Raw genomic sequence first — 25,407 nt, 5'->3', positions numbered from 1 at the left:
CGCGTTCTTCCCCGGCCGCGCTCTCCTCCGGCCGCGTTCTCCTCCGGCCGCGTTCCCCTCCGAACCTGCGCACCCCGCGGGGCCGCACGCCGGAGTGCGCGCCGACTCCCGCACGGCCGGGCCTCATTGACGCCGTCACCCCTGATTCCTATGGTCTTGCAGAGGAATCCATACGGCGGGAGCACGCGATGAGTCTGGGCACGGACCACACCGGCGAGCAGGCACGCAAGACAGCGGAGGGCCTGACCTGCCTCTCCGGCTTCGGCAACCAGCACAGCAGCGAGTCCGTCCCGGGCGCCCTGCCGCTCGGCCGCAACTCCCCGCAGCGCGCCCCGCTGGGCCTGTACGCCGAGCAGTTGAGCGGCAGCGCGTTCACCGAGCCGCGCGCGCACAACCGCCGCTCCTGGCTGTACCGGGTGCGCCCGTCGGCCGCGCACCCGCGCTTCGTCCGTGCGGACAACGGCACGCTGCGCACCGCCCCGTTCACCGAGGCGGTGCCCGATCCGAACCGGCTGCGCTGGGGCCCGCTGCCGGACCCGGAGCCCGGCACCGACTTCCTGGCCGGACTGTGGACGCTCGGCGGCAACGGGGACGCCGCACAGCGCACCGGCATGGCCGTCCATCTGTACGCCGCCGACTCCCCCATGACGGACCGGGTGTTCAGCGACGCGGACGGCGAGCTGCTGATCGTGCCCGAGCGCGGCGGACTGCTGCTGCGCACCGAGTTCGGCCTGCTGCACGCCGAACCGGGGCACATCGCGCTGATCCCGCGCGGCGTGCGCTTCCGCGTCGAGCTGACCGACGGCCCCGCGCGCGGGTACGTCTGCGAGAACTACGGACAGCCCTTCGCGCTGCCCGAACTGGGCCCCATCGGCGCCAACGGGCTCGCGAACCCACGGGACTTCCTCGCCCCCACGGCCGCCACCGACGAGGACGTCGACCGCCCTGTCGAGGTGGTCAACAAGTACTGCGGCAACCTCTGGACGGCCCGCTACGACCACTCGCCCCTCGACGTCGTCGCCTGGCACGGCAACCACGTCCCGTACGTGTACGACCTGCGCCGCTTCAACGTGCTGGGCAGCATCAGCTACGACCACCCCGACCCGTCCCTGTTCACCGTGCTGACCTCGCCCTCGGACACCCCGGGGCTGGCCGGTGTGGACTTCGTCGTGTTCGCGCCGCGCTGGCTGGTGGGCGAGGACACGTTCCGGCCGCCGTACTTCCACCGGAACGTCATGAGCGAGTACATGGGCCTCATCGAGGGCGCGTACGACGCGAAGGCCGAGGGCTTCGTGCCGGGCGGCGGCTCCCTGCACAACATGATGTCCGCGCACGGCCCGGACAGGACCACGTTCGACAGGGCGAGCGAGGCCGAACTGGTCCCGCAGAAAGTCGACGACGGGCTGGCGTTCATGTTCGAGACGCGCTGGCCGGTGCTGCCCACCGCACAGTCCCTGGAGGCCGCCCACCTGCAGCAGGGCTACGACGACGTATGGCAGGGTCTGCAACGCCACTTCGGGCGCTGAGCACACGCGCCGGCGGCCGGCCGGGCAGGCCGGCCGCGCAGAGAGAGGGAAGGGCTGCCGTGACCGTCTTCGCTCCCGACTCGCTGGAGCTGAACCGCAAACTCCCGCTCTGGTACCAGGTTTCGCAGTCCCTGCGCGCCTCCGTCCTCGGCCGGCCACCCGGCGCGCCCCTGCGGCTGCCCACGGAGGAACAGCTCGCGGAGCACTACGGAGTGAGCGTGCTGACCATGCGTCAGGCGCTCAAGGAGCTGGAGGCGGAAGGACTCATCAGCCGGCACCGGCGGCGCGGCACCTTCATCGAACCGGACGCGCGGCGCGAGCGCGACGTGCGCGTCATGGGCTCCGTCGACGCGATCGTCGCGCAGCAGACCGGCGACCGTACGGTCCTGCTGGAGCACGGCCCCGTGCCCGTACCGGCCGAACTGGCCCACTGGTTCCCGGAGCCGGACGAGGACGGCACCGTGCACGGCTTCCGCAGGCTGCGGCACGACGCCACCACCGACGAACCCACCAACTGGGCCCAGAACCTTGTCCGTCCGGACATCGCCCGCCATGTCGACCCGGCGCTGCTGGAGCGCGGCTGGCCCATGACGAAGGTCCTGCGGGACGCGGCCGGCGTGCGGATCAGCCGGATCACGGACTCGGTGGAGGCCAGGCTGGCCGACCCGGAGACGGCAGGACTCCTCCACGTCCCGCTGCTCAGCCCGATACTGCACTACACGGGCGTCACCTGGGACGAACATGCGCGCGTGGTGGACGTGGTGCGCATCCACTACCGCGGCGACCGGTTCTCCTTCTCGGTCACCGTGGATGCGCCCTGAACCGAGCTCGTAGCATCGAGCGGTGACCGACAACGCACCGCTGCCCCATCTGCCGCTGCTCGACGACGTGATGCCCTGGTCGGTCGCCCCGCTGCGGACGGGGCGAGGCTGGGTGCTGGCGCCGGACCGGGCGAGCCTGCCGCGGCGCTGGAGCGCCCTCATACGTGCCGACGGCGAGGCCGCCCGCACGGCGCTGTTCCGGCCGAGCCGGGCCCGTACGCCGCGCACCGCCGTCGCCCCGCTGCCCGGCATCCCCGCACCGGCCGCCGCACGGCTGCGCGACGAGACGGGCGGCTGCCCGGAACCCGTACAGATCCTCCACGGCCCCTTCGACCAGCAGTGGCTGATCCCCGATCACCGGCTGCTCGACGCGGCCAGGGCCGAACTGTGGCGGGTGCGGGACGAGCACCAGCTGCACCTCGTGGAGGCCGCGGCCGACCCCCGGCTGAGCGGCGACACCCTGACGTTCAGCGCGCTGCTGCCGGACGGCCACTCACCCGCGGGCAGACCGGGCCGGATCCGCCCGCTCTACCGCCGGCGCGGCGGCCGCGAACCGAACCTCGCCCCCGGCCTGTCGGACCTGCTGACGGAGCGGCTGGGGCTGCGCGCCGGCCCGGAGGACGTCTTCGCGTGGATCGCCGCACTCGGCTCCCACGAAGTGCCGTTCACCGCCGACCCCGAACTGTGGCGGCACGGCGTGGAGTCGGGGCGGCGCGTGCTCCGCCTGCACACCCGGGGCGACCGCTGCGCGGACGCGGACGGCGCGGGCTCCGCGGGCAGACCGCGGCTGCCGGGCGGCCAACGGCCGTACGTACGGGCCCCGCTCGACATCGCCACCCCTCCGGAGGAGCTGCGCTACGACGAGGAGGAGCGGGCACTGTGCTTCGGGGAGAGCGGCCGGGTGGCGCCGGTCGACCGGGCGGCGTGGGAGTACGAGACGGGCGGCGTACGAGTGCTGGAGAGCTGGTTCACGGAGCGCACCGGCCCGCGGGAGCCGGGCACTCTGGCGGCGGTGCGGCCCCGGGAGTGGCCGCAGGAGTGGACGTCGGAACTGCTGGAGCTGATCACGGTGCTGACGCTGCTGGCACAACTGCGCGACGAACGGCGGGCCGTGGCGGCGTCGGCCCTGGAAGCCCCCGCCGTGACGGCGGCGGAGCTGCGTGCGGCGGGGGTGCTGCCGCCGGCGGCGGCAGCACGCGTCCCGGCCTCGGTCCTCGACCTGGAGGAAGAGGGCCCGGAGGGGCAGCTCACGCTGCTCTAGCGGCGGACGGGCGGACAGACGGGGGTGAGGGGCACGGCCCGGCGGAGGTCGAAAGACCTCCGCCAGCCGCACAGGGCTCGACCCGAATTCAGTCGCGCCCGCCGAACAGGCTGCGCCGCAGCTTCCGCAGCGGCGCCAGCAGCGACACCCGCGCCCCCCGGTTCCTGGACCGGCTCCGCGCGGCGTCCCGCTGTGTTATTTCCCGCATCAGCGTGGTCGCTTCCTGCGTCTCGCCCTGTGGCACAGCGGGGCCCGCGAGCACGGCCAGATGCCGGTCGAGGCGCGAACTGGTCGCCCCCGTCCCGCATTTGATCGCAGGCACTCGCGCCCTGCTGCTCACTGTTATCTGTTCCATGACACTCCCCACCCGTACGAGGGCACCCGGCCGCCCGGGCAGAGTAACCCTATCGCCCGAGCACGACACACGTGTATCCCGGTCACCGGATTCACCTGCCCCACACGCCGGTTGACGAACATGGCGGCAGCGCTCAGCATCCGAGCACCGGGGGAACGAGGGGGCGCCATGAGCGCAGAGCGGGTCTTGGCAGGGCGGTACCGGCTGCGCGACGAACTGGGGCGCGGCGGCATGGGCGTGGTCTGGCGGGCGTACGACGAACGGCTGGCCCGCGACGTCGCGGTGAAAGAGGTCAGGGCACCCGACGTACTCAGCGAACATGACGTGCATCACCTTCACTCGCGCCTCGAACGGGAGGCGTGGGCGGCCGGCCGGATCGCCCATCCGAATGTGGTCACTGTGTACGACGTGGTCACCGAGGACGGCCGCCCGTGGATCGTGATGGAACTCGTACGCGGCCTGTCGTACGACCAGGTGCTCGCAACGGAGGGGCCACAGCCCCCCGAACGGGCCGCGGCCACCGCTGCGGAGGTCCTGTCCGCCCTGCGCGCGGCGCACTCCGTGGGTGTACTGCACCGGGACGTGAAACCGCCCAATGTCCTGGTCGGAAACGACGGCCGTACGGTGCTCACCGACTTCGGCATCGCCGTCGTCGAGGGCAGCAGCCATCTGACGCTGACGGGACAACTGGTGGGCTCGCCCGAGTATCTGGCGCCGGAGCGCGCCATGGGGCGGCCGCCGGGGCCGGCTTCCGACCTGTGGTCGCTGGGCGTGCTGCTGTACGCGGCGGTCGAGGGCCGGGTGCCGTTCCGTTACGACTCGGTGCTCAGCACGATGCGCGCCATCGTGGACGAGGAGCCGCGGGTGCCGCTGCACGCGGGACCGCTCACTCCCGTCATCGAGGGACTGCTGCACAAGGAGCCGGACGACCGGTTGTCCGCCGAGGAGACGGCGCGGCTGCTGGGCATCGTGGCTGCCGGCGGCGACCCGCGGGATCCGGAGACGGAGCTTCAACACCCCGCGCCCGCCCCGCCGGTGGCGTACTCGCCGACATCGCTGAGCTCCGGTTCGTGGGGCGCGTCCCCGGCCGCCGCCACGACGGGGGCGACCGGCGGGAGCGGCAGCTTCGGCCCCGCGGTCTTCCCGTCCGAGCCGCGGCCCACCGGCGAGACGCCCCGTCCGCGGACAGGGCGCCGCCGGGCGGTCTGGCTGCTCGCCGCGGCCCTGGTCGCCGTGCTCGCCGTGGCCGGCCTCGTATGGGGGCTGAGCGGCGACAAAACGCCCGCGTCCAAGGGCGGTTCGGGGGACGGCGGACAGCAGAACGGCGGCAACTCCGGCGGCACGGACGGCGGAGGTGACGGCGGCGGCGACGGCCAGGGGCAGAAGGTCACCGCGAGCCTGAAGGCCGTACGGGACAGCTTCACGGGCGACTGCCCGCCGCCGTGGTCCCGGGCGCCGTACTTCACCGGCACGCTGACGGTGCGGAACCTGCCGGTGAAGGTGAGCTACACCTGGGTGACGGGTGACGGCGCCTCGTCCACCAAGGTCGTGGACTTCACTTCCGGCGGCCCGAAACAGCGCACAGTCCGTCACACCGAAACAAGCCACAATCCGGACGGCGCACTTGAGGGCTGGGTCGCCCTGCGGGTCACCTCGCCCGGGAAGTCGGAGTCGCAGCACGTCCCGTTCAGCGTCAAGTGCGCGCAGGACGACGGTTACACGGAGTCGGCGGACCCGTACTCCACTCCGGAGGACAGCGCCGACGAAAGCACCCCGCCGAGCTACTCGCCGACACCCGACGAGACCCCCACGACCAGCACTTCACCGACCCACACGGCGAGCCCGGAAGCGACCCGGCCCAGCACCTATCAGTCACCTTCACCGTACCGACTTGACGGAAGCACGCCCGCCACGTCACATTGAATCGTCGCATCCTGCGGCATCCTTCGCTTCAGGGGGCATTCCGGGGGGACCAGCCACCAATGCAGATCTTTGAGAGATCCAACACGGGCATATCCGGGGGCGGTTCGGAGTCGGACGGCCCCCAGCGGTCCACGGGGACCGCACGGGTGTCCGGGTTAGGAGAATCGCTTCCGCTGGCGGCCGGCGCGGCCGTCGGAGTGGGCGGTGTGGGGGCGGCACTCGCGCTCGCGGACGTGGACTCTCCGCTGCGCGCGCCGTTCGCGCTGTTCTTCCTGTTCGCGGCTCCCGCCGCGGCCATCGCCGCCGCGCTGCCGCGGCTCGACATCCTCACTCGCGCGGTGGTCGCCGTCATCGGCGCCGCGGCGTTCGACCTGCTCGTCGCCCAGGTGATGATCGCGACGCATGTGTGGTCCTTCCGCGGCGGGGTACTCACCGTCGCCGTGCTGAGTGCCGCGCTTCTGCTGACCACTCTGGCCTACGGGCCCCCGGGCTCCGGACGCAGCGACGGCCGCGCCAGACAGGACGGCTGACGTGGAGATCCAGGTGTACCGCCCGGGCGAGCTGACCGCCGCCGACCGGGCGGCATGGTCCGCGTTCCAGAGGAAGGCCCATCTGCACGGTGCGCCGCAGCTGGCCGACCCGTTCCTGTCACCGGAGTTCTCGCTCGCCGTGTCCCGCAGCAGGGGCGGCGTGCGCGTCGCCGTGTACCGCGACCAGAACGGCGAGCCGGCGGCCTTCCTCCCGTACCAGCGGGGGACGTTCGGCGTCGGGCAGGCCGTCGCGCTCGGCTACTCCGACGCGCAGGGCATGGTGCACGGACCGGGCTTCACGTGGGACGCGCGCCAACTCCTGCGCGCCTGCGGGCTCGCCATGTGGGAGTTCGACCATCTCGTCGAGGACCAGCAGGCGTTCGGCTCCGGTGTGACGGGTGAATTCGACTCACCGGTGATCGACCTGGACCAGGGCTTCGACGCGTATCTCGCGTATCTGCGCGGCAAGTCGGCGTCCTCGGTGCGCAGCATGCGCTACAAGGAACGCAAGATGGGCCGCGAAGCCGGCGAGGTACGCTATGTGCACGACGAGCGCGACCCGGCCATGCTGCGGGTGCTGATGGACTGGAAGTCCGCGCAGTACCAGCGGACGGGGCGCGGCGACAGGTTCGCGAAGGACTGGATCGTACGGCTGGTGGACCAGCTGTTCCACACACGGTCGGAATCCTTCGCCGGACAGCTGTCGATGCTGTACGCGGGCGGCAGGCCCGTGGCGGGCAACTTCGGACTCCGCTCGGACCGCGTGCTCACCTGCTGGTTTCCCGCGTACGACCCGGAGTTCGGCCGCTACTCGCCCGGCCTGGCTACCTTTCTGCACATGGCCGAGGAGTCGGCGGCCGAGGGCCTGTCGTATCTCGACCTGGGCCGCGGCCGGAAGGCCTACAAGGACACCCTCAAGACCCGCGCGATCACTGTGCGGGAGGGCTGGGTGACCCGTCCGCACCCGGCGGCCGTGGCACGCCGTCTGCAGCGCGCCCCTCTGCGGGCCGCACGCAACAGCGTGGAGCGGCACCCCGAACTGTTCGGCCCCGCCGACAGGGTGCTCAAGCGCGTGGGTTCCATCCGTTCTAGGAGGAGGTGAGGCCGCGCCCGTGACAAACCGGGAGCTGACGCTCCAGGTCTTGCCATCGGGACTGAAGGGTCAATACTGTCGTACATCCACCCGCATCAGCCCCATCGACTGGGGGCTCACTGGCGACGGCTCTGGGGAGGGCACAGCCGAAGTGAGCAGTAGAAGCGGGGCGCGGTAGGGGGGTGCCGTATCCGACGGGACAGCACTGTGGTGGACACACCGCGGTGGCTGCTGCCGGAATGCGGGCCGCGCGGGAAGTTACGTATGCCAGCGCTCCACTGGACGTGGAGCAGCAACCCCCCTTTCGAACCGGACACAGATCCGGACCGCCCGGGGGTGGGCGGTCCACCGGACGAGAGGGAACAACAAAATGACCTTCGTTGCGCGGCCGTTAACAGAGCCGACTCCCGAAGAACCGCAGCTCCCGGAGTACCGACCGGTCTCCACCCACATGGCGATAGCCCCGCTCATCAGCGTGGTCATCCCGGCCATGAACGAGGCGGAGAACCTTCCGTACGTCTTCAAGTCCCTGCCCGACTGGATCCACGAAGTGGTCCTGGTCGACGGGAACTCCACCGACGACACCGTCGCCGTGGCGCGCGAACTGCGCTCCGACGTCGTCGTCGTGCCGCAGCGCGGCAAGGGCAAGGGCGATGCGCTCATCAGCGGCTTCGCCGCCTGCACGGGCGACATCGTGGTGATGACCGACGCCGACGGCTCGATGGACGGCGAAGAGATCATGCGGTACGTCTCCGCGCTGGTCGGCGGTGCCGACTTCGCCAAGGGCTCCCGTTTCGCCAACGGCGGCGGTACGGACGACATGACGCCCATCCGCAAGCTGGGCAACTGGGTGCTCACGAGCGTCGTGAACCGCAAGTTCGGCGCCCGTTACACCGACCTGTGCTACGGCTACAACGCCTTCTGGCGGCACTGCCTGGACGACATCACGCTCGACTGCACCGGCTTCGAGGTCGAGACGCTGATGAACATCCGGGTCGTCAAGGCGGGCCTGCGTGTGCAGGAAGTGCCCAGCTACGAGTACGAGCGCATCCACGGTGTCAGCAACCTGCGCGCGGTGCGCGACGGTATCCGCGTGCTCAAGGTGATCCTGCGCGAGCGGGGCGGCCGGCACAGCCGCGGCGTCGCCTCTCCGAGCGCCGTGCGCGCCGCGACACTGCGGGAGGGCAGGTGACCGAAGCGCACGCCGGCGGGCAGCCACTGCCCGCCGGCCGGTCCCGGCAGTTCTCGGTGGTGATCTGCGTCTACACGGAGGACCGCTGGGGCGACATCCTCGCCGCGGTGGACTCCGTGCGCGAGCAGTCCCTGCCGGCTCTGGAGACGCTGCTGGTCGTCGACCACAATGCGGTGCTGCGGGAACGGCTGGAGAAGCACTACGCGGACGACACGTTCGCTTCCGGCACCGCGGCGGAGGTGCGGGTGCTCGCCAACGCGGGCCCCCGTGGTCTCTCCGCGGGACGGAACACCGGAATCGCGGAGTCCGCGGGCGAGTTCATCGCGTTCCTCGACGACGACGCGGTCGCGGAGCGCGACTGGCTGCGGCACTTCGCGGACGGCTACGACGATCCGCGGGTGCTGGCCGTCGGCGGGCGTACGGAGCCGGCCTGGGACTCGGGCCGGCGTCCCGCCTGGTTCCCCGAGGAGTTCGACTGGGTCGTCGGCTGCATGTACAAGGGGCATCCGACGGGCCGTGTGCAGGTACGCAACGTGCTGGGCGGCAACGCGTCGTTCCGGCGCGTCGCGTTCGACGCCGCGGGCGGTTTCGCCAGCGGCATCGGGCGGGACGGCAACGGTCTTCCGCTGGGAGGCGAGGAGACCGAGCTGTGCATCCGCCTGCGGCAGGCCCGGCCGGATGCCGTGCTGCTGATCGACGACCGAGCGGTCATCCACCACAGGGTGCCCGCCGACCGCGAGAGGTTCCGCTACCTGCCCAAGAGGGCGTACGCGGAGGGGATTTCGAAGGCGCTGGTGGCTGCCAGCGTCGGTGCGCAGGACGGACTGGCGACCGAGCGCAGTTACACCACGCGGGTGCTGCCCGCCGGTGTGGCGCGCGGTATGCGCGACTGGCTGCACGCCCGGCCGGGCGGCGCGGGACGCGCGGGCGCCATCGTGGCGGGCGTCGCGGCGGCGGCCGCCGGTTACGCGGTGGGCGGTCTGCGCGCACGGCGCGGGGGCGTCCGGTTCGCGGTGGCCGGACTGCCGCAGGACGGCACGGACACTGCGGACTCCGGCACGGACGGCGCGGCGCAGAAGGGGGCTGCCGGATGAGCGGACACACACAGCACGACGGCATGCGCAGACCGGTGCCGGTCCTCATGTATCACGCGGTCGGACACGCCCCCACGGAGGCGGCGTTCGAACTGTCCGTCTCGCCCGAGGCGTTCGCGGAACAGATGAACCTGATCTCCGAGTACGGCGGTACGCCGCTGACCACGGCCGAGCTGGGGCACGCCTGGCGTACCGGCGGCACGCTGCCGGACCGTCCGGTGCTCGTCACCTTCGACGACGGGTACGAGGGCGTCCACCGGCACGCGCTGCCCGTCCTGCGCCGGCACGGGTTCGGCGCCTCGCTGTTCGTCTCCACGGGCTGGCTGCGCGGCCAGTACGACAACGGCAAGGCCCTGGACACCATGCTCGACTGGGACCAGGTGCGCGAACTGGCCGAGCAGGGCGTCGAGATCGGCGGGCACAGCCACACCCATCCGCAGCTCGACCAGCTGGACGACGAGGTGCTCGCGTACGAGATCGAGCGCTGCCGCGAGCTGGTGGCCGTGGAGACCGGCGTCAAACCGGTCTCCTTCGCCTACCCGTACGGCTACTCCAGCCGGCGGGTGCGGCAGGCCGTCCGGAGCGGCGGCTTCGACCAGGCGCTCGCCGTCAACAACGCGCTGGCGGGCGGCAGTCAGGGCCCGTACTCGCTGACCCGGCTGACGGTGCGGCGCTCCACGGACGCCGCCGAGTTCCGGCGGCTCATCGAGGGGCACGGCATCGGCCGGAACTTCGCCCGCGACCAGGTGCTCACCAAGGGGTACGCGGTGCTGCGGCGCTCCCGCGGGGCACTGCGCGCCGTACGGCAGTTCACCGCTTCCGGGGACGGCAACCGACAGCATCGCAACCGAGGGACGCAGAGCACGTGACTGACACCACCACTCCGGTACGGTCCGCTGCCGGCCAGGGCACGGCGGGCGGCGGACCGGGCACCAAGGGCGGCAAGGGCACCGGCGCCGGCGGCAAGGGCGGCGGCAACCAGCTCTTCCGGAACGCCTATGCGCTGATGCTGAACACGGGCATCTCGGCCGTCCTGGGGCTCGGCTACTGGGTGGTGGCGGCGCGGTACTACAGCGACGACGCGGTGGGCCAGGGTTCGGCGGCGATCGCGGCGATGAAGTTCCTCGCGGGACTCACCGCCGTGACGCTGATCGGCGCGCTGGCCCGCTTCATACCCGTGGCGGGCCGCACCACACGCGGGCTGATACTCCGGGTGTACGGGGCGAGTTCGGCCATCGTCGCCTTCGCGGCGTTGCTCTTCCTGATCACGCTCGACTGGTGGGGCCCCTCGTACCGGTTTCTGCACGGCTGGCTGACCGGCCTCGGGTTCCTCGCCGCCGTCCTCGCCTGGTCCCTGCTGACCCTGCAGGACGGTGTGCTGACGGGGCTGCGCAGTGCGAAATGGGTGCCGGTCGGCAACACCGTGTTCTCCACGGCGAAGCTGATCCTGCTCGTCGTGCTGGCGGCGGCGATCCCCACGACAGGCGTCTTCGTCTCGTGGGCGGTCGCCATTCTGCTGTCCACGGTGCCGCTGGGCTGGCTGGTCTTCCGCAAACTGGTGCCGATGCACGTGCAGGCCACCAAGGAGACGGCGCAGCCCGCCGGTTACCGGGAGATGGGCCGCTTCCTCGCGGGCGACTACACGGGCGCGCTGTTCTCGCTCGCGGTGGTCTATCTGGTGCCCGTCATCGTGGCCTCGCAGATCAGCTCGGCCGACAACGCGTACTTCTACATCACGTCCGTCATCGGCGGCACGATCAACCTGCTGGCCATCAACATGGGCGCCTCGCTGACCGTCGAGGGCTCGCACCATCCCGGAGCGCTGGCGGCCAACTGCCGTGCCGCGCTGCGCCGGATGGCGATCATCATGGTGCCGGTCTGCGGCTTCCTGTTCGTCTTCGCGCCGCAGATCCTCGGCGTCTTCGGCGACGGCTACGCGGACGCGGCGACACCGCTGCTGCGCTGGTACGCGGTCGGCGCGCTGCTGCGCGTCGTCATCGAGGTGTACTACGGGGTGCTGCGCGCGCAGAGCCGCACCTCCGGACTCGCCTGGCTGCAGGGCCTGTTGTGCGTCATGGTGCTGTCCCTGACCGTGGGCCTGCTGCCGAAGATGGGCCTCACCGGCGCCGGCGTCGCGGAGATCAGCAGTCTGGCGCTGATCGCGTCCATCGCGGGCCGGAAGCTGTACGTGGTGCTGAGGACGGCGCCGAAGGTGTCGCACGGCGCCGCGGCGGCGCCGGACGGCGACCTGGCCGACCTGGCCGTGCACGGCGACGCGGGGGACGCCGGGGACGGCGTCGAGGACGGGGACGGCAAGGGCGGCGGCAAGCGCCCGCCGAGCTGGGCGCACACCCGGTACGAGGCGGAGGAGCCGACTCTCCAGCTCCGCGCCGACGTGGACCATTTGGAGCGCTACCCGAGCGTGACCCCGCCCCGCGGCACACCGATGCCCGAGGAACCACTGCGTCCGGGAGCGCAGATGCACCGGCTGCTGGACCTGCTGGACCGCCTGCGCGGCAGCCCCGGCACCGCCCTGTGGGCGCTGCTGGGCGTCGCCATGGCGCTGTACTGGCTGCCGCTGCGCGGCATGGGCGAGGCCGAACTGGAGAAGATCGGCGGGCTGGGGCTCGTCACCGTGCTGCCGGCGGCGACCCTGGTGGGTGCCGTGCTGCTGGTGTGCGCGTTCGCGGGCGGTCTGTGGGTGGCACGGCAGCACCGTACGTTCCTCGCGGTGGCGCTGATCCTGACGGTGATCTCGCTGCACGCCGTGCCGTCCCTGATGGAGGGTCAGCCGCGGTTCCCGACGGCCTGGCAGCACCTGGGCTTCATGGACTTCATCGAGCGGACCGGCACCACGGCGCCCGACATGGACGCCCGCTGGAGCTGGCCGGGCTTCTTCGCGGGTGCCGCGTTCCTCGCGCAGGCCGCGGGAGTCGACGATCTGTCCGGGCTGATCCGCTGGTGGCCGACCGTCATCCAGCTGGCCTATCTGGCGCCGCTGGCCGTCCTGTTGAAGGCCGTCAAGGCGCACTGGCGTGCCAAATGGTGCGCGGTCTGGTTCTTCGCCCTGTGCGGCTGGGTCGGCCAGGACTACTTCTCCCCGCAGGGCTTCACCCTGCTGTTCTATCTGCTGTTCGTGGCACTGCTGCTGGTGTGGTTCCGGGAGCCGCGGCCGCTGCGCCGCGGGAAGCTCCAGCCGGGCGAGACGGACGACGTACCCGGGCCCGAACGGCGCGGCGAGCGCGCGGTGCTGCTGTGCGTCCTGCTGTCCCTGTTCATCGCGTCCGTCGCCGGCCACCAGCTCACCCCGTTCGTCATGGTGGGCGTGCTGATCGGTCTGGCCATCGCGCGGCGCACCACGCTGTACGGACTGCCGCTGCTGTGCGGCGTACTGGTCACCGTGTGGGTCGGTTTCCTCGCGGAGCCGTACTGGGCGGGCCACTTCGAGGAGCTGTTCGGCGGCGTCGGCGGCGTCGGCGGCAACGTGACCTCGTCCGTGTCCGGCCGTATCGAGGGCGGCAGCGAGACGCACAAGCTGGTGCTGTACGTACGGGTCGCGCTGGCGGGCGGCACCCTGGTGTTCGCCGCCTTCGGCCTGCTGCGGCGCCGGCTCGCGGGCTTCTCCGACCGTTCGCTCGCGGTGCTCATGGGGCTGCCGTTCCTCGCCTTCGGCGCCCAGTCGTACGGCGGCGAGATCGCCCTGCGGGTGTTCCTCTTCGCGGCTCCCGCGGCCTGTGTGCTGGGGGCGTTCGCGTTCTGGCCGCGCCCCTCGGGGCACCGGGACGGGGCACGCTGGCGTGCCCATGTGCCGCCGCTGTGCGCCCTGTTGGCGGGCATCGTCCTGATGGGCGGCTTCTTCGTGGCGCGCTGGGGCAACGAGTCCTTCGAGCGCGTACGGGCCGGCGAGGTCGAGGCCATGCAGTACGTGTACGCGCACGACAAGCCGACCGCACGGCTGCTGTGGATGACCAACGACACCGTCGAGGACGTCACTCCGGCGATGCCGTGGGGCGCGAAGGACGCCGAGCGGGTGGAGTACAGGCCCACTCTCGCGCCGCTGAACCCCACCAAGGCATCGCCGGTGGTGGAGGCGCTGCGGGAGGCCGGGCCCAACTCGTATCTGATCCTCAACGAGAGCCAGTCGACCTATCTCAACCTCAAGGCCGGTTACGCGGCCGACTGGCAGCAGCGGCTCACCGACACGCTGGACAAGCGCAAGGAGCTGCGCCGGGTCATGGTCAACGAGGACGCGGTCATCTACACGCTGCGCGACCAGAAGTCCGGCAAGGCGGAGGCCGCCGACCCCGGGCCCATCGGTCCGCAGATCACGTGGACTTCGTGGTCGGTGATGGGCGGCCTGGCGGCGGTGGCGCTGATCCTGCTGCTGGGCGCGCGGGAGATCGTGCGGGTGGCGGTCCGGCCGAGCGAGCGCAAGTCGGCCTGGCTGCAGAGCACCCTCTGGTTCTCGCTGCCGCTGCTGCTGCTCTTCCTCGGCGTGCTGGTCCAGCGCTTCTGGACGATGTCCTGACGCGGAGGATGCCGAGTCCGACGCGGTAATGCCGAGCCTGACGCAGTGATGCCGGGTGCCCGAACGGGCGCCCGGCATCACTGTGTTCGCCGCCGTGCGGCGGAGCGGTCAGTCCTTGCGGTCCAGCCAGCGCACCCCGTAGCCCTTCATCTCGAAGGACTGTCCGTCGACCTTCGCCTGGATCTTCCGGCCGAGCTTGTTGACGACGAGCACCGCGTCGTCGTCGGCGAGCACCGACACATTGGGCCGGTCATCGGCGGCGACGGACACCTTCTCGAAGTCGGTTCCGGGGCCGAACTCCTTGTCGAACCGGGCCAGCAGGCGCATCATCGGCAGTTCGCCGCCGCCGTCGCCGAGCCCGGTGCTGCGCCACAGACAGCCGGCGCACTTCGCGCCCTGGTTCTGCGGGTTCCAGTAGAAGGCGGTGGCGGTGCCGCCGCGGGCCATCGCCGCGAGCCCGGCCGCCTGGACCGCCAGCCGGTGCTGCTCGCTCCAGCTGTCCCGCTCGTCGTTCTCGTCGCCGGTCTCCACGTACCATTCGGCCCACCACAGGGGCAGTTTGGTCTCCTTGCGGACCCACTTGCTGACGGCGGTCAGCTTCTCCGTCGCGGTGAACTCGTCCGGCACGTACCGGTCGTCCATCGAGTAGGTGGGGCCGTCCACGACGGCGAAGTCGGCGCCCTTCTTGTGCTTGTTCCAGTACCGCACCACGTCGAGCGCGCGCTGGTCGAGCGCGCCCCAGGGGCCGGTCTCGTCCGACGCGTTGACGCTGGCCTTGCCCACGCTGTCCATCACGACGTACGGACCGCCGACGAGGTTGTCCTGGTTGACCTTCTTCAGCTCCGTGTAGACGCGGTTGTAGAGGCGGGTGTACCCCTCGTAGTCCCACTGCCCACGGCTGTCGTCGTAGAAGCCCTTGAGCTCGTTCCACACGATGAAGTGCCGTACGTCCGGGTAGCGTTTGGCCACCTTCCCGGCGAGCTCGGCGAAGTCGTCGTAGTAGCGCGGGCTGGGCGCGGTCTCCAGCTCGCCCCAGTCCGTCTTGCCCTGCTTGCCGTCCTCCTTCATCCAGTCCGGCGCGCAGCACAGGGTGATGACGGGCGGCTTGCCGGTGCGCCGCATCAGGTCGACACGCCGGTCCAGGTCGGAGAAGTCGTAGGAGCCGGGCGAGGGTTCGGGGTTGGCCGCGCCCCAGCCCATGATGTGCTGGTTCTGCGGCAGCTTCACGTCGTCCAGCACGCCTGCCGCTCTGTCGACGGCCTTCTTCTCGCCCTCGTCCGCGCTGTCCGCGGTGTGCGTGAAGCCCCAGCCGAGCTCCGTGCCGGGCCGCGTCGTGAGGGGCGTCGGCTCGCCGAACACGCCCTCGCCGCCCTGTCCGCCGGAACTCCCCTGCGGGAAGCCGCACGTCGCCAATAAGAGCCCCGCCACCACGATGGCGGCCCCCGCTATTCCCGCCATGCGTGATTTCGCCACGTTCATCGTCGCCCGTCCCCCACTGTGCCGCCCCACTGTCCTCCCGCCGTGCCGCTCTCCCCTACGCCACCGTCGGACCGTCCGTGACAGCGTATCGGGGCGGATGGTCCGAATGCCCGGTTCTGGAAAACGTGTGCGTAACATCCCCGTGCGTCACATCCGGCATTCCCTGCGCATCACGTGGAATGGGTGTGCACGACCGGGGTCACATGCCGGATCATGTGCGCCATGTCTGCGCACCGCCGACCGCTGTCCACACCTGACGACAGGAGTGACCCCCTGACTTCTCCGGTCCCGCCCGAGGACGCCCTCCAGGCCCGCCTCTCCATCGACGACACCGACTCGCCCTCCGACGTGATCGACGCCCTGTTCCTGGGCCGGTTCACCAGGGGGGTGCAGCCGTACACGCGCGCCCAGTCCGTGGACCGGGTGAAGAAGGGCCGCACCCTGCTGCCGCCGGGCGCGACGGTGCTCCGCGAGGCGCGGGCCGAGGGCCGCGTCACGACCCTCGCCGAGGGCGAGGGCTGGACCGCGCTGGTGGCCGTGTGGCAGCACGGCGCGGACGTGACGATCTCGGCGGTGAGCGACGAGCTCGCCAAGGAGAAGCTGGAGGCCGCGGTCGAGGGCGCGGAGGACGAGCCGGAGCCGCAGTCCGACAAGGTCTCCATGGGCTTCTGGTACCACTCCCCCATGCGCGGCCCGCGCCGTACGACGCGCACCATCACGGCCGGCACCTGGCAGGAGGTGCGGTCCAACTACACGGCGCCGGTGGCCACGTCCATGGACGAGCTGATGAAGCTCACCCCGGACGACATCTCGGGCCGGCTGCTCCTGCTGCACGGCCCGCCCGGTACGGGGAAGACCTCCGCGCTGCGGACGCTCGCCCGGTCCTGGCGCGACTGGTGCCAGGTGGACTGTGTGCTCGACCCGGAGCACCTGTTCAACAACATCGGCTATCTGATGGACATCGCCATCGGCGCGGACGACACCGAGGCGGAGGAGGGCCGCTGGCGGCTGCTGCTCCTCGAGGACTGCGACGAGCTGATCCGCGGCGAGGCCAAGCACGCGGCGGGGCAGGCGCTCTCCCGGCTGCTCAACCTGACGGACGGGCTGCTCGGCCAGGGCCGCAACGTCCTCGTGGGGGTCACCACCAACGAGGACCTGGAGCGGCTGCACCCGGCGGTGGTTCGCCCCGGCCGCTGCCTGGCCCGCATCGAGGTCGGCTCGCTGACCCGCAACGAGGCGGTGAACTGGCTGGGCACGGAGGACGGCATCGGCCGGGAGGGCGCGACGCTCGCCGAGCTGTACGCGCTGCGCAAGGGCACCTCCCCCAACTCCCTTCCGGCCCAGTCCGACCGCGAGGGCGCAGGCCTCTACCTGTGACGCGGCGAGGGCGGGGCACGGGCGCCCGGCCCGTACCCCGCCCTCGTCCGCGGTTCCGCCGCTCTCAGCTCGTCCCGGCGTCCCGCATCCGTCCGTACGCGTACACGCACCCGGCGAGCGCCAGCATGGCCAGCAGCATGTAGCCGATCGCGTAGGACTCCTTCGCGCTGTAGATCGCGCCCATGACGATGGGCGGCACGAATCCGCCGAGTCCGCCGACCGCGCCGACGATCCCTGTGACACTTCCCACCTGTGCCTGCGGCGTGACGCGGGACACGAGCGCGAACACGCTGCCGCTGGTGGTGCCCAGTCCGGCCGCCATCACGAGCAGCGCAATGGTGCCCATGGGGGCGAGGTGGGGGTCGAAGGACTGGACGATGGCGAACAGCGCGACGATGCCCAGCGCCCACGCCGTCACGACCGCCGGGTGCACCCGGTCGGACAGGAAGCCGCCGACGGGCCGGAAGATGACGGTCACCAGGGCGAAGCCCGCGGCCTTCGTGCCCGCGTCCGTCGGCGACAGTTCGTACCAGGTCTTCAGGTACGTCGGCAGGTAGACGCCGAACGCCACGACGCCGCCGAAGCCGATCGCGTACAGCGCGGACAGCTCCCAGGTGACCCGCAGTTCGCCCGCCTCCGCCAGCCGTTTGCCCAGCGGTTCGGTGGGCACCTTGCGGTCCGGTCTGTCGGTCACCAGCAGCGCGCCGAGCACCGCGCAGGTCGCCAGCGCGATGGCGACCACGAAGAACGGCAGGTTGGCTCCCTGCGTGTACATCCGCGGCGTGAAGTAGCCGGACAGAGCCACACCGCCCATGCCCATGCCGAAGACGCCCAGTGCCAGACCTCTGCGGGCGGGCGGGAACCAGGAGTTGACCAGCGGGATGCCGATGGCGAAGGTCGTGCCGCCGAGGCCGAGGAAGAACCCGACGATGATCAGCCCGGCGAACGAGTCCTTCACGACCGTCAGCAGCAGCACGGGGACGATCGTCAGCGCGGTCACCGCGGGGAACATCACCCGCGCCCCGTACCGGTCGGTCAGCGCGCCCGCCGGCACCCGGCCCAGCGAACCGACGAGGACCGGAACGGCGACCATCACGGACTGCGCGAAGGACGAGATCCCGACCTTCGCCGCGAAGTCCGCGCCCAGCGGCGCGATGAGGTTCCACGCCCAGAACGTCACGGCGAACAGCACCGTCGCGACGATCAGGTTGCGGTACGCCACTCCTGACGGGGCGTCGTCCGCGGCCGGGGCCGGTGCGTGTCCGGGAGAGACTTGCGCGTTCACTGGACCCGCTCCCAACCGCGGCGTTCGGCACGAGCCGCCAACTGGCTCTCGTCCCGGCTGCGATAGACGATGTACGGCCTGAAGAGGTACTGCACGGGCGCGCTGAACATGTGCACGAGCCGCGTGTACGGAATGAGCGCGATCAGGACCAGCCCGACCACCATGTGGATCTGGTAGAGCACCGGCACGCCCTCCATCCGGGCGGTGTCGGGCTGCAGCGTGAACAGGCTGCGCGTCCAGGGGCCGATCGTCTGGCGGTAGTTGTAGCCGTCGCCGCCCGCGTGCGCGAGCTTGGCCCACATGCCCATCACGATCGCGCCGAGCAGCACGAGGTACATCAGCTTGTCGTTGACCGTGGTGGCCCGGAACACGGGCCCGTTGGTGCGCCGCCGGTAGACCAGCAGCGCGATGCCCAGCACGGTCAGCACACCCGCCAGCGTCCCGCCGTACAGCGAGAACAGGTGGTACACGTGCTCGTTGATGCCCACCGCGTCCGACCATGCCTGCGGGATGAACAGGCCGACCAGGTGCCCCACGAGGACGAACAGGATGCCGTAGTGGAAGGCCGGCGAGGCCCAGCGCAGCAGCGTCGACTCGTACAGCTGCGAAGAGCGCGTCGTCCAGCCGAACTTGTCGTAGCGGTAGCGCCAGACGGTGCCCGCGACGAGCAGCACGACGACGACGTACGGCAGGGCGGTCCACAGGAGGGTGTGCATCACTGCTCTCCGGTCAGTACGGGGAGTTGACGGTCGGCGTCGGCGGCTGCGGGGGTCTGCCCGTACGGGACGAGACCGACCGTCTCCTGCGGGGGCCCGGTGCGGGCCATCGCCCGGGCTGCGGCCCGGTCCCTGGGCGAGGCGCCGGGGAGCGTCCCGCACACGGACTCCAGCAGCCGCGCATACGGGGTGTCCGCCTCCGTCAGCGAGAGCCGCAGCAGTTCCAGCCCCGGCCGGTGCTCGCGCAGCAGCTCGTCGGTGCCGGCGAGCGCCGAGAACTCCAGGACGGCGGGCAGGAAGTCGGGCAGTTCCTCGCCGTCCTCGAACGTGAACCCGTGTGCGCGGTATGCGGTCTTGAAGCAGACGAGGCTCTCCCCGCGCCGCCGGGTGTCCCCGTCGGTCCACCAGCTGAGGTACATGCAGCGGCGGTTCTTGAAGTCGAAGACCTGCACGTAGTGCTGCTCCAGCTGCTGCTGTCCCGTGGCCTCCGCGTAGTCCAGGAAGGCGCCCACCTCGCGCGCGGGTGCGCCGCGCCGCCCCTTCAGCGCCTTGCGCAGCACCGGCAGGTCCGCGCGGAACTGTGCGTCGGGGTAGGTCAGACAGCGCGCCGCCGCCTGGTGCTCGACGGCGTACGACCGCCTGCCGTGCTTCATGCTGCGCTTCACCGTGCGCCCCCTTCCGGGCCCTTCGGTCCTTCCTCGGCCTTCTCGGACGGGAACAGCCCGTCGGGACGCCCGTTGCCGTCCCAGTTCAGGAGGTTGACGCGGCCCTTGGTGGGGTCCGCCGGGTCGTCGGCCGTCTGCCGGTCGCGCAGCACGTGGAAGTTCTCGACGGCGACGGGTACGGGCCCGCTCCCGGACTCCTCGCCCACCGGGCCCGAACCGCCCATGCCGGGGCCGCCGTCGAAGTCGAGGCTGCACGTGTCGGGCAGCGCCGTCTCCTCCAGCCGCTGCGCGTCACCCACGGCTGCGGTCGGGATGACGTACCGCTCCTCGTACTTGGCGATCGCCAGCAGCCGGTACATCTCCTCCAGTTCGCGCGCGCTCATGCCCACCGCGCGTGCTGTCTCCTCCTCGGCGATGCCGCTCTCCTCGCCGAGGTTGACGCGGCGCATGTGGGAGCGCATCGCGGCGAGCTTCTCCAGCGAGGCACGAACCGGGCCCGTGTCGCCCGCCGTGAACAGTTCGGCGAGGTACTCCAGCGGGATGCGCAGGGTGTCGATGGCGCCGAAGAGATTGCCGGCGTCCTCCCCGTCGAAGCCGGTCTCGGTGAGCGCGTCCACGACCGGCGAGAGCGGCGGCACGTACCAGACCATCGGCATGGTGCGGTACTCCGGGTGCAGCGGCAGCGCCACCTTGTACGTGCTGATCAGCTTGTGCACGGGTGAGCGCCGCGCCGCCTCGATCCAGTCGTACGTGATGCCGTTCCGCTCGGCGTCCCGCCGCACTTCGGGGTCCTCGGGGTCGAGGAACACGCCCAGCTGCGCGTCGTACAGGTCCGTGTCGTCCGGCGTGGTGGCGGCCTCGGTGACCTTGTCGGGGTCGTACAGGATGACGCCGAGGTAGCGCAGCCGTCCGACGCAGGTCTCGGAACACACGGTGGGCAGGCCGACTTCGACGCGCGGGTAGCACAGTGTGCACTTCTCGGCCTTGCCGGTCTTGTGGTTGAAGTAGACCTTCTTGTACGGGCAGCCGGACACGCACATCCGCCAGCCCTTGCACTGGTCCTGGTCGACGAGCACGATGCCGTCCTCGGCCCGCTTGTACATCGCGCCGGACGGACAGGACGCCACGCAGGACGGGTTGAGGCAGTGCTCGCAGATGCGCGGCAGATAGAACATGAAGGTCTCTTCGAAGGCCGTCCGCACCTTCTGCTGCGTGGACTCGCGCACCTTGCTGACCATCGGGTCCTGGTCGCTGACCTCGCTGAACCCGCCCAGGTTGTCGTCCCAGTTGGCGCTCCACTCGATCTTCATGGGCTTGCCGGAGATCAGGGAGCGCGGCTCGGCGACGGGGATGTCGTCGCCCAGCGGCGCGTCGGTGAGGTTCTTGTAGTCGTACGTCCAGGGCTCGTAGTAGTCCTTGATGTTCGGCAGCTTGGGGTTGGCGAAGATGGTCGCCAGCTTCTTGAACCGGCCGCCGCCCTTGAGCCTGAGCTTCCCCTTCTTGTTCAGCTCCCAGCCGCCGCGCCAGGTCTCCTGGTCCTCGTACCGGCGCGGATAGCCCTGGCCAGGGCGGGTCTCGACGTTGTTGAACCAGACGTACTCGACGCCGCCGCGGTTGGTCCACGCCTGCTTGCAGGTGACCGAACAGGTGTGACAGCCGATGCACTTGTCGAGGTTCATCACCATGGCGATCTGCGCCATGACCCGGCGGCCCTGCTGCTGTCCCTTCCGGCGCGCCATCAGTACGTCACCTCCTGCCCGCGGCGGCGGATGACCGTCACCTCGTCGCGCTGGTTGCCGGTGGGGCCCAGGTAGTTGAAGGCCCACGAGAACTGCCCGTAACCGCCGATGAGATGGCTGGGCTTGAGGATGAGGCGGGTCAGCGAGTTGTGGATGCCGCCGCGTTTGCCCGTCGTCTCGGTCTTCGGAGTGGAGACCGTGCGGTCCTGCGCGTGGTGCATGTAGACCGTGCCGCGCGGCATGCGGTGCGAGACGACCGCGCGGGCGACGACGACCCCGTTGCGGTTGACCGCCTCGATCCAGTCGTTGTCCCACACGCCGATCGCCTCGGCGTCCTGCGGGGACATCCAGATGTTCTGGCCGCCGCGGGAGAGCGCCAGCATGAACAGGTTGTCCTGGTACTCGGAGTGGATGGACCACTTGCTGTGCGGGGTGAGATAGCGGACCGTCACCTGCTTCTCGCCGTCCGGCCCGATCTCCGGCTCACCGAACAGCTTGTTCATGTCGAGCGGTGGCCGGTACACGGGCAGCGCCTCGCCCAGTTCGTGCATCCAGTCGTGGTCGAGGAAGAAGTGCTGACGTCCCGTCAGCGTGTGCCAGGGCTTGAGGTGTTCGGTGTTGAGGGTGAACGCCGTGTAGCGGCGGCCGCCCGCTTCGCTGCCCGACCACTCGGGCGACGTGATGACGGGCACCGGGGCCGCCTGCGTGTCGGCGTAGCTGATCCGCTTGCCCTCGTGCTCGGCGGCGAGGTGTGCCATCTCCTGCCCCGTGCGGCCCTCCAGCGTGTGGAAACCCTGGGTGGCGAGGCGCCCGTTGGTGGTGCCGGACAGGGCGAGGATCGCGTCGCAGGCCTTCACGGCGGTGTCGAGCAGCGGGCGGCCGTCGGCCGGGCCGCCGTGCTGCACCCCGTTGCGCTGCCGCAGCTGTTCGACCTCCTCGTCGGGACGGAAGGCGATGCCCTTGGAGGGCAGACCGAGCTTCTCCACGAGCGGCCCGAGGGTGGCCATCTTCGCGGCGACCGCCGGATAGTCCCGCTCGACGACGGTGAGCTGCGGCATCGTCTTCCCCGGCACCGGCTCGCAGTCGCCGGCCCGCCAGTCCCGTACGACGCCGCCGGGCTGTGCGGTCTCCGCCGGCGTGTCGTGCTGCAGCGGGGTGGCGACCAAGTCGCGGCGTACGCCGAGGTGTTCGCGTGCCAGGTCGCTGAACCGGCGGGCGATGGCGTGGAAGGCGTCGAAGTCGGAGCGCGCCTGCCAGGGCGGGTTCACGGCCGGGGTGAAGGAGTGCACGTAGGGGTGCATGTCCGTGCTGGACAGATCGTGCTTCTCGTACCAGGTGGCGGCCGGCAGGACGACGTCCGACATGAGGGTCGAGGACGTCATGCGGAAGTCGAGGGAGAGCAGCATGTCGAGCTTTCCCTCGGGTGCCTGCTCGTGCCACTTCACGTTCTGCGGCCGCACCTCCGGGGGCGCTTCCTGCGCGCTGAGCGACGAGTCGGTGCCGAGCAGGTACCGCTGGAAGTACTCGGCACCCTTGGCGGACGAGCCGAGCAGATTGGCACGCCACAGTGTCAGCACCCGCGGCCAGTTGGCGGGGTCGTCGGGGTCCTCGCAGGCGAACCCGAGCCGCCCTGCGCGCAGTTCGTCCACCGTGTGCGCTACGGCGTCGCCCTCCCCTGCCTCGTCGGCGAGGTCGAGGGGATTGCGGTCGAAGGTGGGGTACGAGGGCATCCACCCCGTACGGGTGGCCAGCGCCAGACAGTCCGCGCCGGTCATCCCCTCGAACGCGCCGGTGCCCAGCGGCGAGGACATCACGTCGGCGGTGAACCTGTCGTACCGCCACTGGTCGGTGTTGAGGAACCAGTACGCCGTGCCGATCATCTGGCGGGGCGGGCGCGACCAGTCGTTGGCCGAGGCGAGGGAGGCCCAGCCGGTCGAGGGGCGGCACTTCTCCTGGCCGACGTAGTGCGCCCAGCCGCCGCCGTTCCGGCCCTGGCAGCCCGTCAGCTGGAGGAGGGCGAGGAACGTGCGGTAGATCGTCTCCGAGTGGAACCAGTGGTTGGTGCCGGCGCCCATGAGGATCATGCAGCGCCCCTCGGACTGTTCGGCGGTCTGCGCGAACTCCCGGGCGATACGGGCCGCTTGGGCCGCGGGGACGGAGGTGTGGGTCTCCTGCCAGCCGGGAGTGCCCGGCGTCCGCGTGTCCTCGTAGCCGTCGGGCCACTCGCCGGGCAGCCCGTCGCGGCCGACGCCGTACTGCGCGAGCAGCAGGTCGAAGACCGTGGTGACCAGTGGACCGTCCTGGCTGCCGAGCCGGGTGGCGGGCACGCCGCGGCGTACGGTGTCGCCGCGGCCCTGTCCGTGCGCGCCGCCGTCGGTGTCGAAGCGGGGCAGCAGCACCTCGGCGGAGGCGGCGAACTCGTCGCCGTACAGCGACAGTTTGGGCGTGACCTCCCCCAGGTCGAGGTTCCACCTGCCCTTGCCGCTCTCCGTCCAGCGGAAGCCCAGCGAGCCGTTCGGCACGGCGGGCAGGCCGCTGTTCTCGTCCAGGACGACGGTCTTCCAGTCGGCGCCCTCGCTGCCGTCGCCCAGGTCGGACGCGCGGACGAACTTGGCCGGCACGTGCGCGCCGTCCCGTTCCTCCAGCGTGACGAGGAACGGCAGGTCGGTGAAGCGGCGTACGTAGTCGTCGAAGAAGGGCGTGCGCTTCTCGACGAAGAACTCCTTCAGGATGACGTGCCCCATCGCGAGGGCGAGCGCCCCGTCCGTACCGGGGTGCGGATGCACCCACTCGTCGCCGAACTTGGCGTTGTCCGCGTAGTCCGGGGCGACGACCACGACCTTCTGGCCCCGGTAGCGCGCCTCCGCCATCCAGTGCGCGTCCGGTGTGCGGGTCACCGGCACGTTGGAACCCCACATCAGCAGATACGCGGCGTCCCACCAGTCGCCCGACTCGGGTACGTCGGTCTGGTCGCCGAACACCTGCGGGGAGGCGACGGGAAGGTCGGCGTACCAGTCGTAGAACGACAGCATGGGCGCGCCGATCAGCGACATGAAGCGGGCGCCCGCGGCGTGCGACACCATCGACATCGCCGGGATCGGGGAGAAGCCGGCCACCCGGTCCGGGCCGTACTTCCGGATGGTGTGCACATGGGCCGCCGCCACCATCTCGACGGCCTCGTCCCAGCTCGCCCGCACCAGGCCGCCCTTGCCGCGCGCCTTCTGGTAGCGGCGCCGGCGCTCGGGGTCCTGCTGGATGTCCGCCCAGGCCAGCACGGGGTCGCCGGTGCGCTGCTTCGCCTCCCGGTACATCTCCTGGAGGACGCCGCGCACGTACGGGTAGCGCACGCGCGTGGGCGAGTAGGTGTACCAGGAGAACGCGGCGCCCCGCGGACATCCGCGGGGCTCGTACTCGGGGCGGTCGGGTCCGACGGACGGATAGTCGGTCTCCTGGGTCTCCCAGGTGATGATCCCGTCCTTGACGTACACCTTCCAGCGACAGGACCCGGTGCAGTTGACCCCGTGCGTGGAGCGGACCACCTTGTCGTGGCTCCATCTGTCCCGGTAGAAGACGTCGCCGCCGCGCCCGCCCTCCTTCGACACGGTCCGCAGGTCGCCCGAGACGACTCCGCTGGTGAAGAACCGGCCCGTACGCAGCAGCAGTTCGCTTGCCGCGCCGTCCAGACCCGGCTTGGTCCTGCTCGGACTGGCTGTCACTGACCCTCCTCGGCGGCGGACTCGCTCAGTCCGGCTCACGCTAGGACCGGCCCCGGAGGGGTCGCGCGCGGCGCCGGTCCACACGAGTGACAGGGCGTCAGACGGGC

18 protein-coding genes are annotated in these 25,407 nt (G+C 71.0%); 11 read left to right on the top strand and 7 right to left on the bottom strand.

Annotated elements, in window-relative coordinates; genetic code table 11:
* The first annotated feature begins 188 nt into the window (after positions 1-188).
* The 3 genes from hmgA to AC3AGO_RS27360 all read left to right on the top strand — a co-directional run bounded on the left by hmgA (position 189) and on the right by AC3AGO_RS27360 (position 3,608).
* Positions 189-1,526 carry a homogentisate 1,2-dioxygenase gene (gene hmgA / locus AC3AGO_RS27370; protein ID WP_487822897.1) on the top strand — a complete coding sequence of 446 codons (1,338 nt, stop codon included), beginning with the start codon at positions 189-191 and terminating at the stop codon, positions 1,524-1,526.
* A 59-nt stretch (positions 1,527-1,585) separates the two neighbouring features.
* Complete coding sequence (locus AC3AGO_RS27365; protein WP_487822896.1) at positions 1,586-2,347, top strand: GntR family transcriptional regulator; 762 nt, start codon at positions 1,586-1,588, stop codon at positions 2,345-2,347.
* A 70-nt stretch (positions 2,348-2,417) separates the two neighbouring features.
* Positions 2,418-3,608 carry a type ISP restriction/modification enzyme gene (locus AC3AGO_RS27360; RefSeq protein ID WP_487824844.1) on the top strand — a complete coding sequence of 397 codons (1,191 nt, stop codon included), beginning with the start codon at positions 2,418-2,420 and terminating at the stop codon, positions 3,606-3,608.
* An 88-nt stretch (positions 3,609-3,696) separates the two neighbouring features.
* On the opposite strand, the gene AC3AGO_RS27355 is transcribed toward AC3AGO_RS27360, so the two are convergent.
* Positions 3,697-3,963, bottom strand: coding sequence for a hypothetical protein (locus AC3AGO_RS27355; RefSeq protein WP_487822895.1), 267 nt, complete (start codon positions 3,961-3,963; stop codon positions 3,697-3,699).
* A gap of 168 nt (positions 3,964-4,131) precedes the next feature.
* Here AC3AGO_RS27355 and AC3AGO_RS27350 point away from each other — a divergent pair, with 168 nt between their 5' ends.
* The 7 genes from AC3AGO_RS27350 to AC3AGO_RS27320 all read left to right on the top strand — a co-directional run bounded on the left by AC3AGO_RS27350 (position 4,132) and on the right by AC3AGO_RS27320 (position 14,323).
* Positions 4,132-5,886: a serine/threonine-protein kinase gene (locus AC3AGO_RS27350; protein WP_487822894.1), complete on the top strand. Its 1,755-nt coding sequence runs from the start codon at positions 4,132-4,134 to the stop codon at positions 5,884-5,886.
* 146 nt (positions 5,887-6,032) lie between these two features.
* Positions 6,033-6,416: a hypothetical protein gene (locus tag AC3AGO_RS27345; protein WP_487822893.1), complete on the top strand. Its 384-nt coding sequence runs from the start codon at positions 6,033-6,035 to the stop codon at positions 6,414-6,416.
* A 1-nt stretch (position 6,417) separates the two neighbouring features.
* Positions 6,418-7,518, top strand: coding sequence for a GNAT family N-acetyltransferase (locus tag AC3AGO_RS27340; RefSeq protein WP_487822892.1), 1,101 nt, complete (start codon positions 6,418-6,420; stop codon positions 7,516-7,518).
* Positions 7,519-7,879: 361 nt separating this feature from the next.
* Complete coding sequence (locus AC3AGO_RS27335; protein WP_487822891.1) at positions 7,880-8,701, top strand: glycosyltransferase family 2 protein; 822 nt, start codon at positions 7,880-7,882, stop codon at positions 8,699-8,701.
* Complete coding sequence (locus AC3AGO_RS27330; protein ID WP_487822890.1) at positions 8,698-9,795, top strand: glycosyltransferase family 2 protein; 1,098 nt, start codon at positions 8,698-8,700, stop codon at positions 9,793-9,795. The genes AC3AGO_RS27335 and AC3AGO_RS27330 overlap by 4 nt, the downstream gene beginning before the upstream one ends.
* Entirely contained in the window at positions 9,792-10,664 is an 873-nt protein-coding gene (locus tag AC3AGO_RS27325) for a polysaccharide deacetylase family protein (RefSeq protein ID WP_487822889.1), read from the top strand. The genes AC3AGO_RS27330 and AC3AGO_RS27325 overlap by 4 nt, the downstream gene beginning before the upstream one ends.
* Positions 10,661-14,323, top strand: coding sequence for a lipopolysaccharide biosynthesis protein (locus AC3AGO_RS27320; RefSeq protein WP_487822888.1), 3,663 nt, complete (start codon positions 10,661-10,663; stop codon positions 14,321-14,323). The genes AC3AGO_RS27325 and AC3AGO_RS27320 overlap by 4 nt, the downstream gene beginning before the upstream one ends.
* Before the next feature lie 108 nt (positions 14,324-14,431).
* On the opposite strand, the gene AC3AGO_RS27315 is transcribed toward AC3AGO_RS27320, so the two are convergent.
* On the bottom strand, positions 14,432-15,781 hold the full coding sequence (locus tag AC3AGO_RS27315; protein WP_487822887.1) for a xylan 1,4-beta-xylosidase: 1,350 nt from the start codon (positions 15,779-15,781) through the stop codon (positions 14,432-14,434).
* 234 nt (positions 15,782-16,015) lie between these two features.
* Between AC3AGO_RS27315 and AC3AGO_RS27310 the strand changes: the two genes are divergently transcribed.
* The gene (locus AC3AGO_RS27310) at positions 16,016-17,179 is read left to right on the top strand and encodes a DUF5925 domain-containing protein (protein ID WP_487822886.1); all 1,164 of its coding nucleotides are present in this window, start codon (positions 16,016-16,018) and stop codon (positions 17,177-17,179) included.
* A gap of 64 nt (positions 17,180-17,243) precedes the next feature.
* Here AC3AGO_RS27310 and AC3AGO_RS27305 read toward each other — a convergent pair whose 3' ends face one another.
* The 5 genes from AC3AGO_RS27305 to AC3AGO_RS27285 are packed head-to-tail and all read right to left on the bottom strand — an operon-like array spanning position 17,244 to position 25,300.
* Complete coding sequence (locus tag AC3AGO_RS27305) at positions 17,244-18,464, bottom strand: MFS transporter (RefSeq protein ID WP_487822885.1); 1,221 nt, start codon at positions 18,462-18,464, stop codon at positions 17,244-17,246.
* Complete coding sequence (narI, locus tag AC3AGO_RS27300; RefSeq protein ID WP_487822884.1) at positions 18,461-19,180, bottom strand: respiratory nitrate reductase subunit gamma; 720 nt, start codon at positions 19,178-19,180, stop codon at positions 18,461-18,463. Before narI ends, AC3AGO_RS27305 begins: the two co-directional genes overlap by 4 nt.
* Positions 19,180-19,833: a nitrate reductase molybdenum cofactor assembly chaperone gene (gene narJ, locus AC3AGO_RS27295; RefSeq protein WP_487824843.1), complete on the bottom strand. Its 654-nt coding sequence runs from the start codon at positions 19,831-19,833 to the stop codon at positions 19,180-19,182. The genes narI and narJ overlap by 1 nt, the downstream gene beginning before the upstream one ends.
* 8 nt (positions 19,834-19,841) lie before the next feature.
* Positions 19,842-21,584, bottom strand: a complete 1,743-nt coding sequence (gene narH, locus AC3AGO_RS27290; protein WP_487822883.1) for a nitrate reductase subunit beta — start codon at positions 21,582-21,584, stop codon at positions 19,842-19,844.
* Positions 21,584-25,300 carry a nitrate reductase subunit alpha gene (locus AC3AGO_RS27285; protein WP_487822882.1) on the bottom strand — a complete coding sequence of 1,239 codons (3,717 nt, stop codon included), beginning with the start codon at positions 25,298-25,300 and terminating at the stop codon, positions 21,584-21,586. The genes narH and AC3AGO_RS27285 overlap by 1 nt, the downstream gene beginning before the upstream one ends.
* Positions 25,301-25,407 lie beyond the last annotated feature (107 nt).

This window comes from Streptomyces sp. BL1, from assembly GCF_057628045.1.
This window is presented reverse-complemented; position numbering and strand designations above follow the sequence as displayed.

Coding starts and splice junctions, on each gene's coding strand:
- hmgA (WP_487822897.1), top strand. CDS start 189: ATGAGTCTGGGCACGGACCACACCGGCGAGCAGGCACGCAAGACAGCG.
- AC3AGO_RS27360 (WP_487824844.1), top strand. CDS start 2,418: ATGCCCTGGTCGGTCGCCCCGCTGCGGACGGGGCGAGGCTGGGTGCTG.
- AC3AGO_RS27355 (WP_487822895.1), bottom strand. CDS start 3,963: ATGGAACAGATAACAGTGAGCAGCAGGGCGCGAGTGCCTGCGATCAAA.
- AC3AGO_RS27350 (WP_487822894.1), top strand. CDS start 4,132: ATGAGCGCAGAGCGGGTCTTGGCAGGGCGGTACCGGCTGCGCGACGAA.
- AC3AGO_RS27335 (WP_487822891.1), top strand. CDS start 7,880: ATGACCTTCGTTGCGCGGCCGTTAACAGAGCCGACTCCCGAAGAACCG.
- AC3AGO_RS27325 (WP_487822889.1), top strand. CDS start 9,792: ATGAGCGGACACACACAGCACGACGGCATGCGCAGACCGGTGCCGGTC.
- AC3AGO_RS27315 (WP_487822887.1), bottom strand. CDS start 15,781: ATGGCGGGAATAGCGGGGGCCGCCATCGTGGTGGCGGGGCTCTTATTG.
- AC3AGO_RS27310 (WP_487822886.1), top strand. CDS start 16,016: ATGTGCGCCATGTCTGCGCACCGCCGACCGCTGTCCACACCTGACGAC.
- narI (WP_487822884.1), bottom strand. CDS start 19,180: ATGCACACCCTCCTGTGGACCGCCCTGCCGTACGTCGTCGTCGTGCTG.
- narJ (WP_487824843.1), bottom strand. CDS start 19,833: ATGAAGCACGGCAGGCGGTCGTACGCCGTCGAGCACCAGGCGGCGGCG.
- narH (WP_487822883.1), bottom strand. CDS start 21,584: ATGGCGCGCCGGAAGGGACAGCAGCAGGGCCGCCGGGTCATGGCGCAG.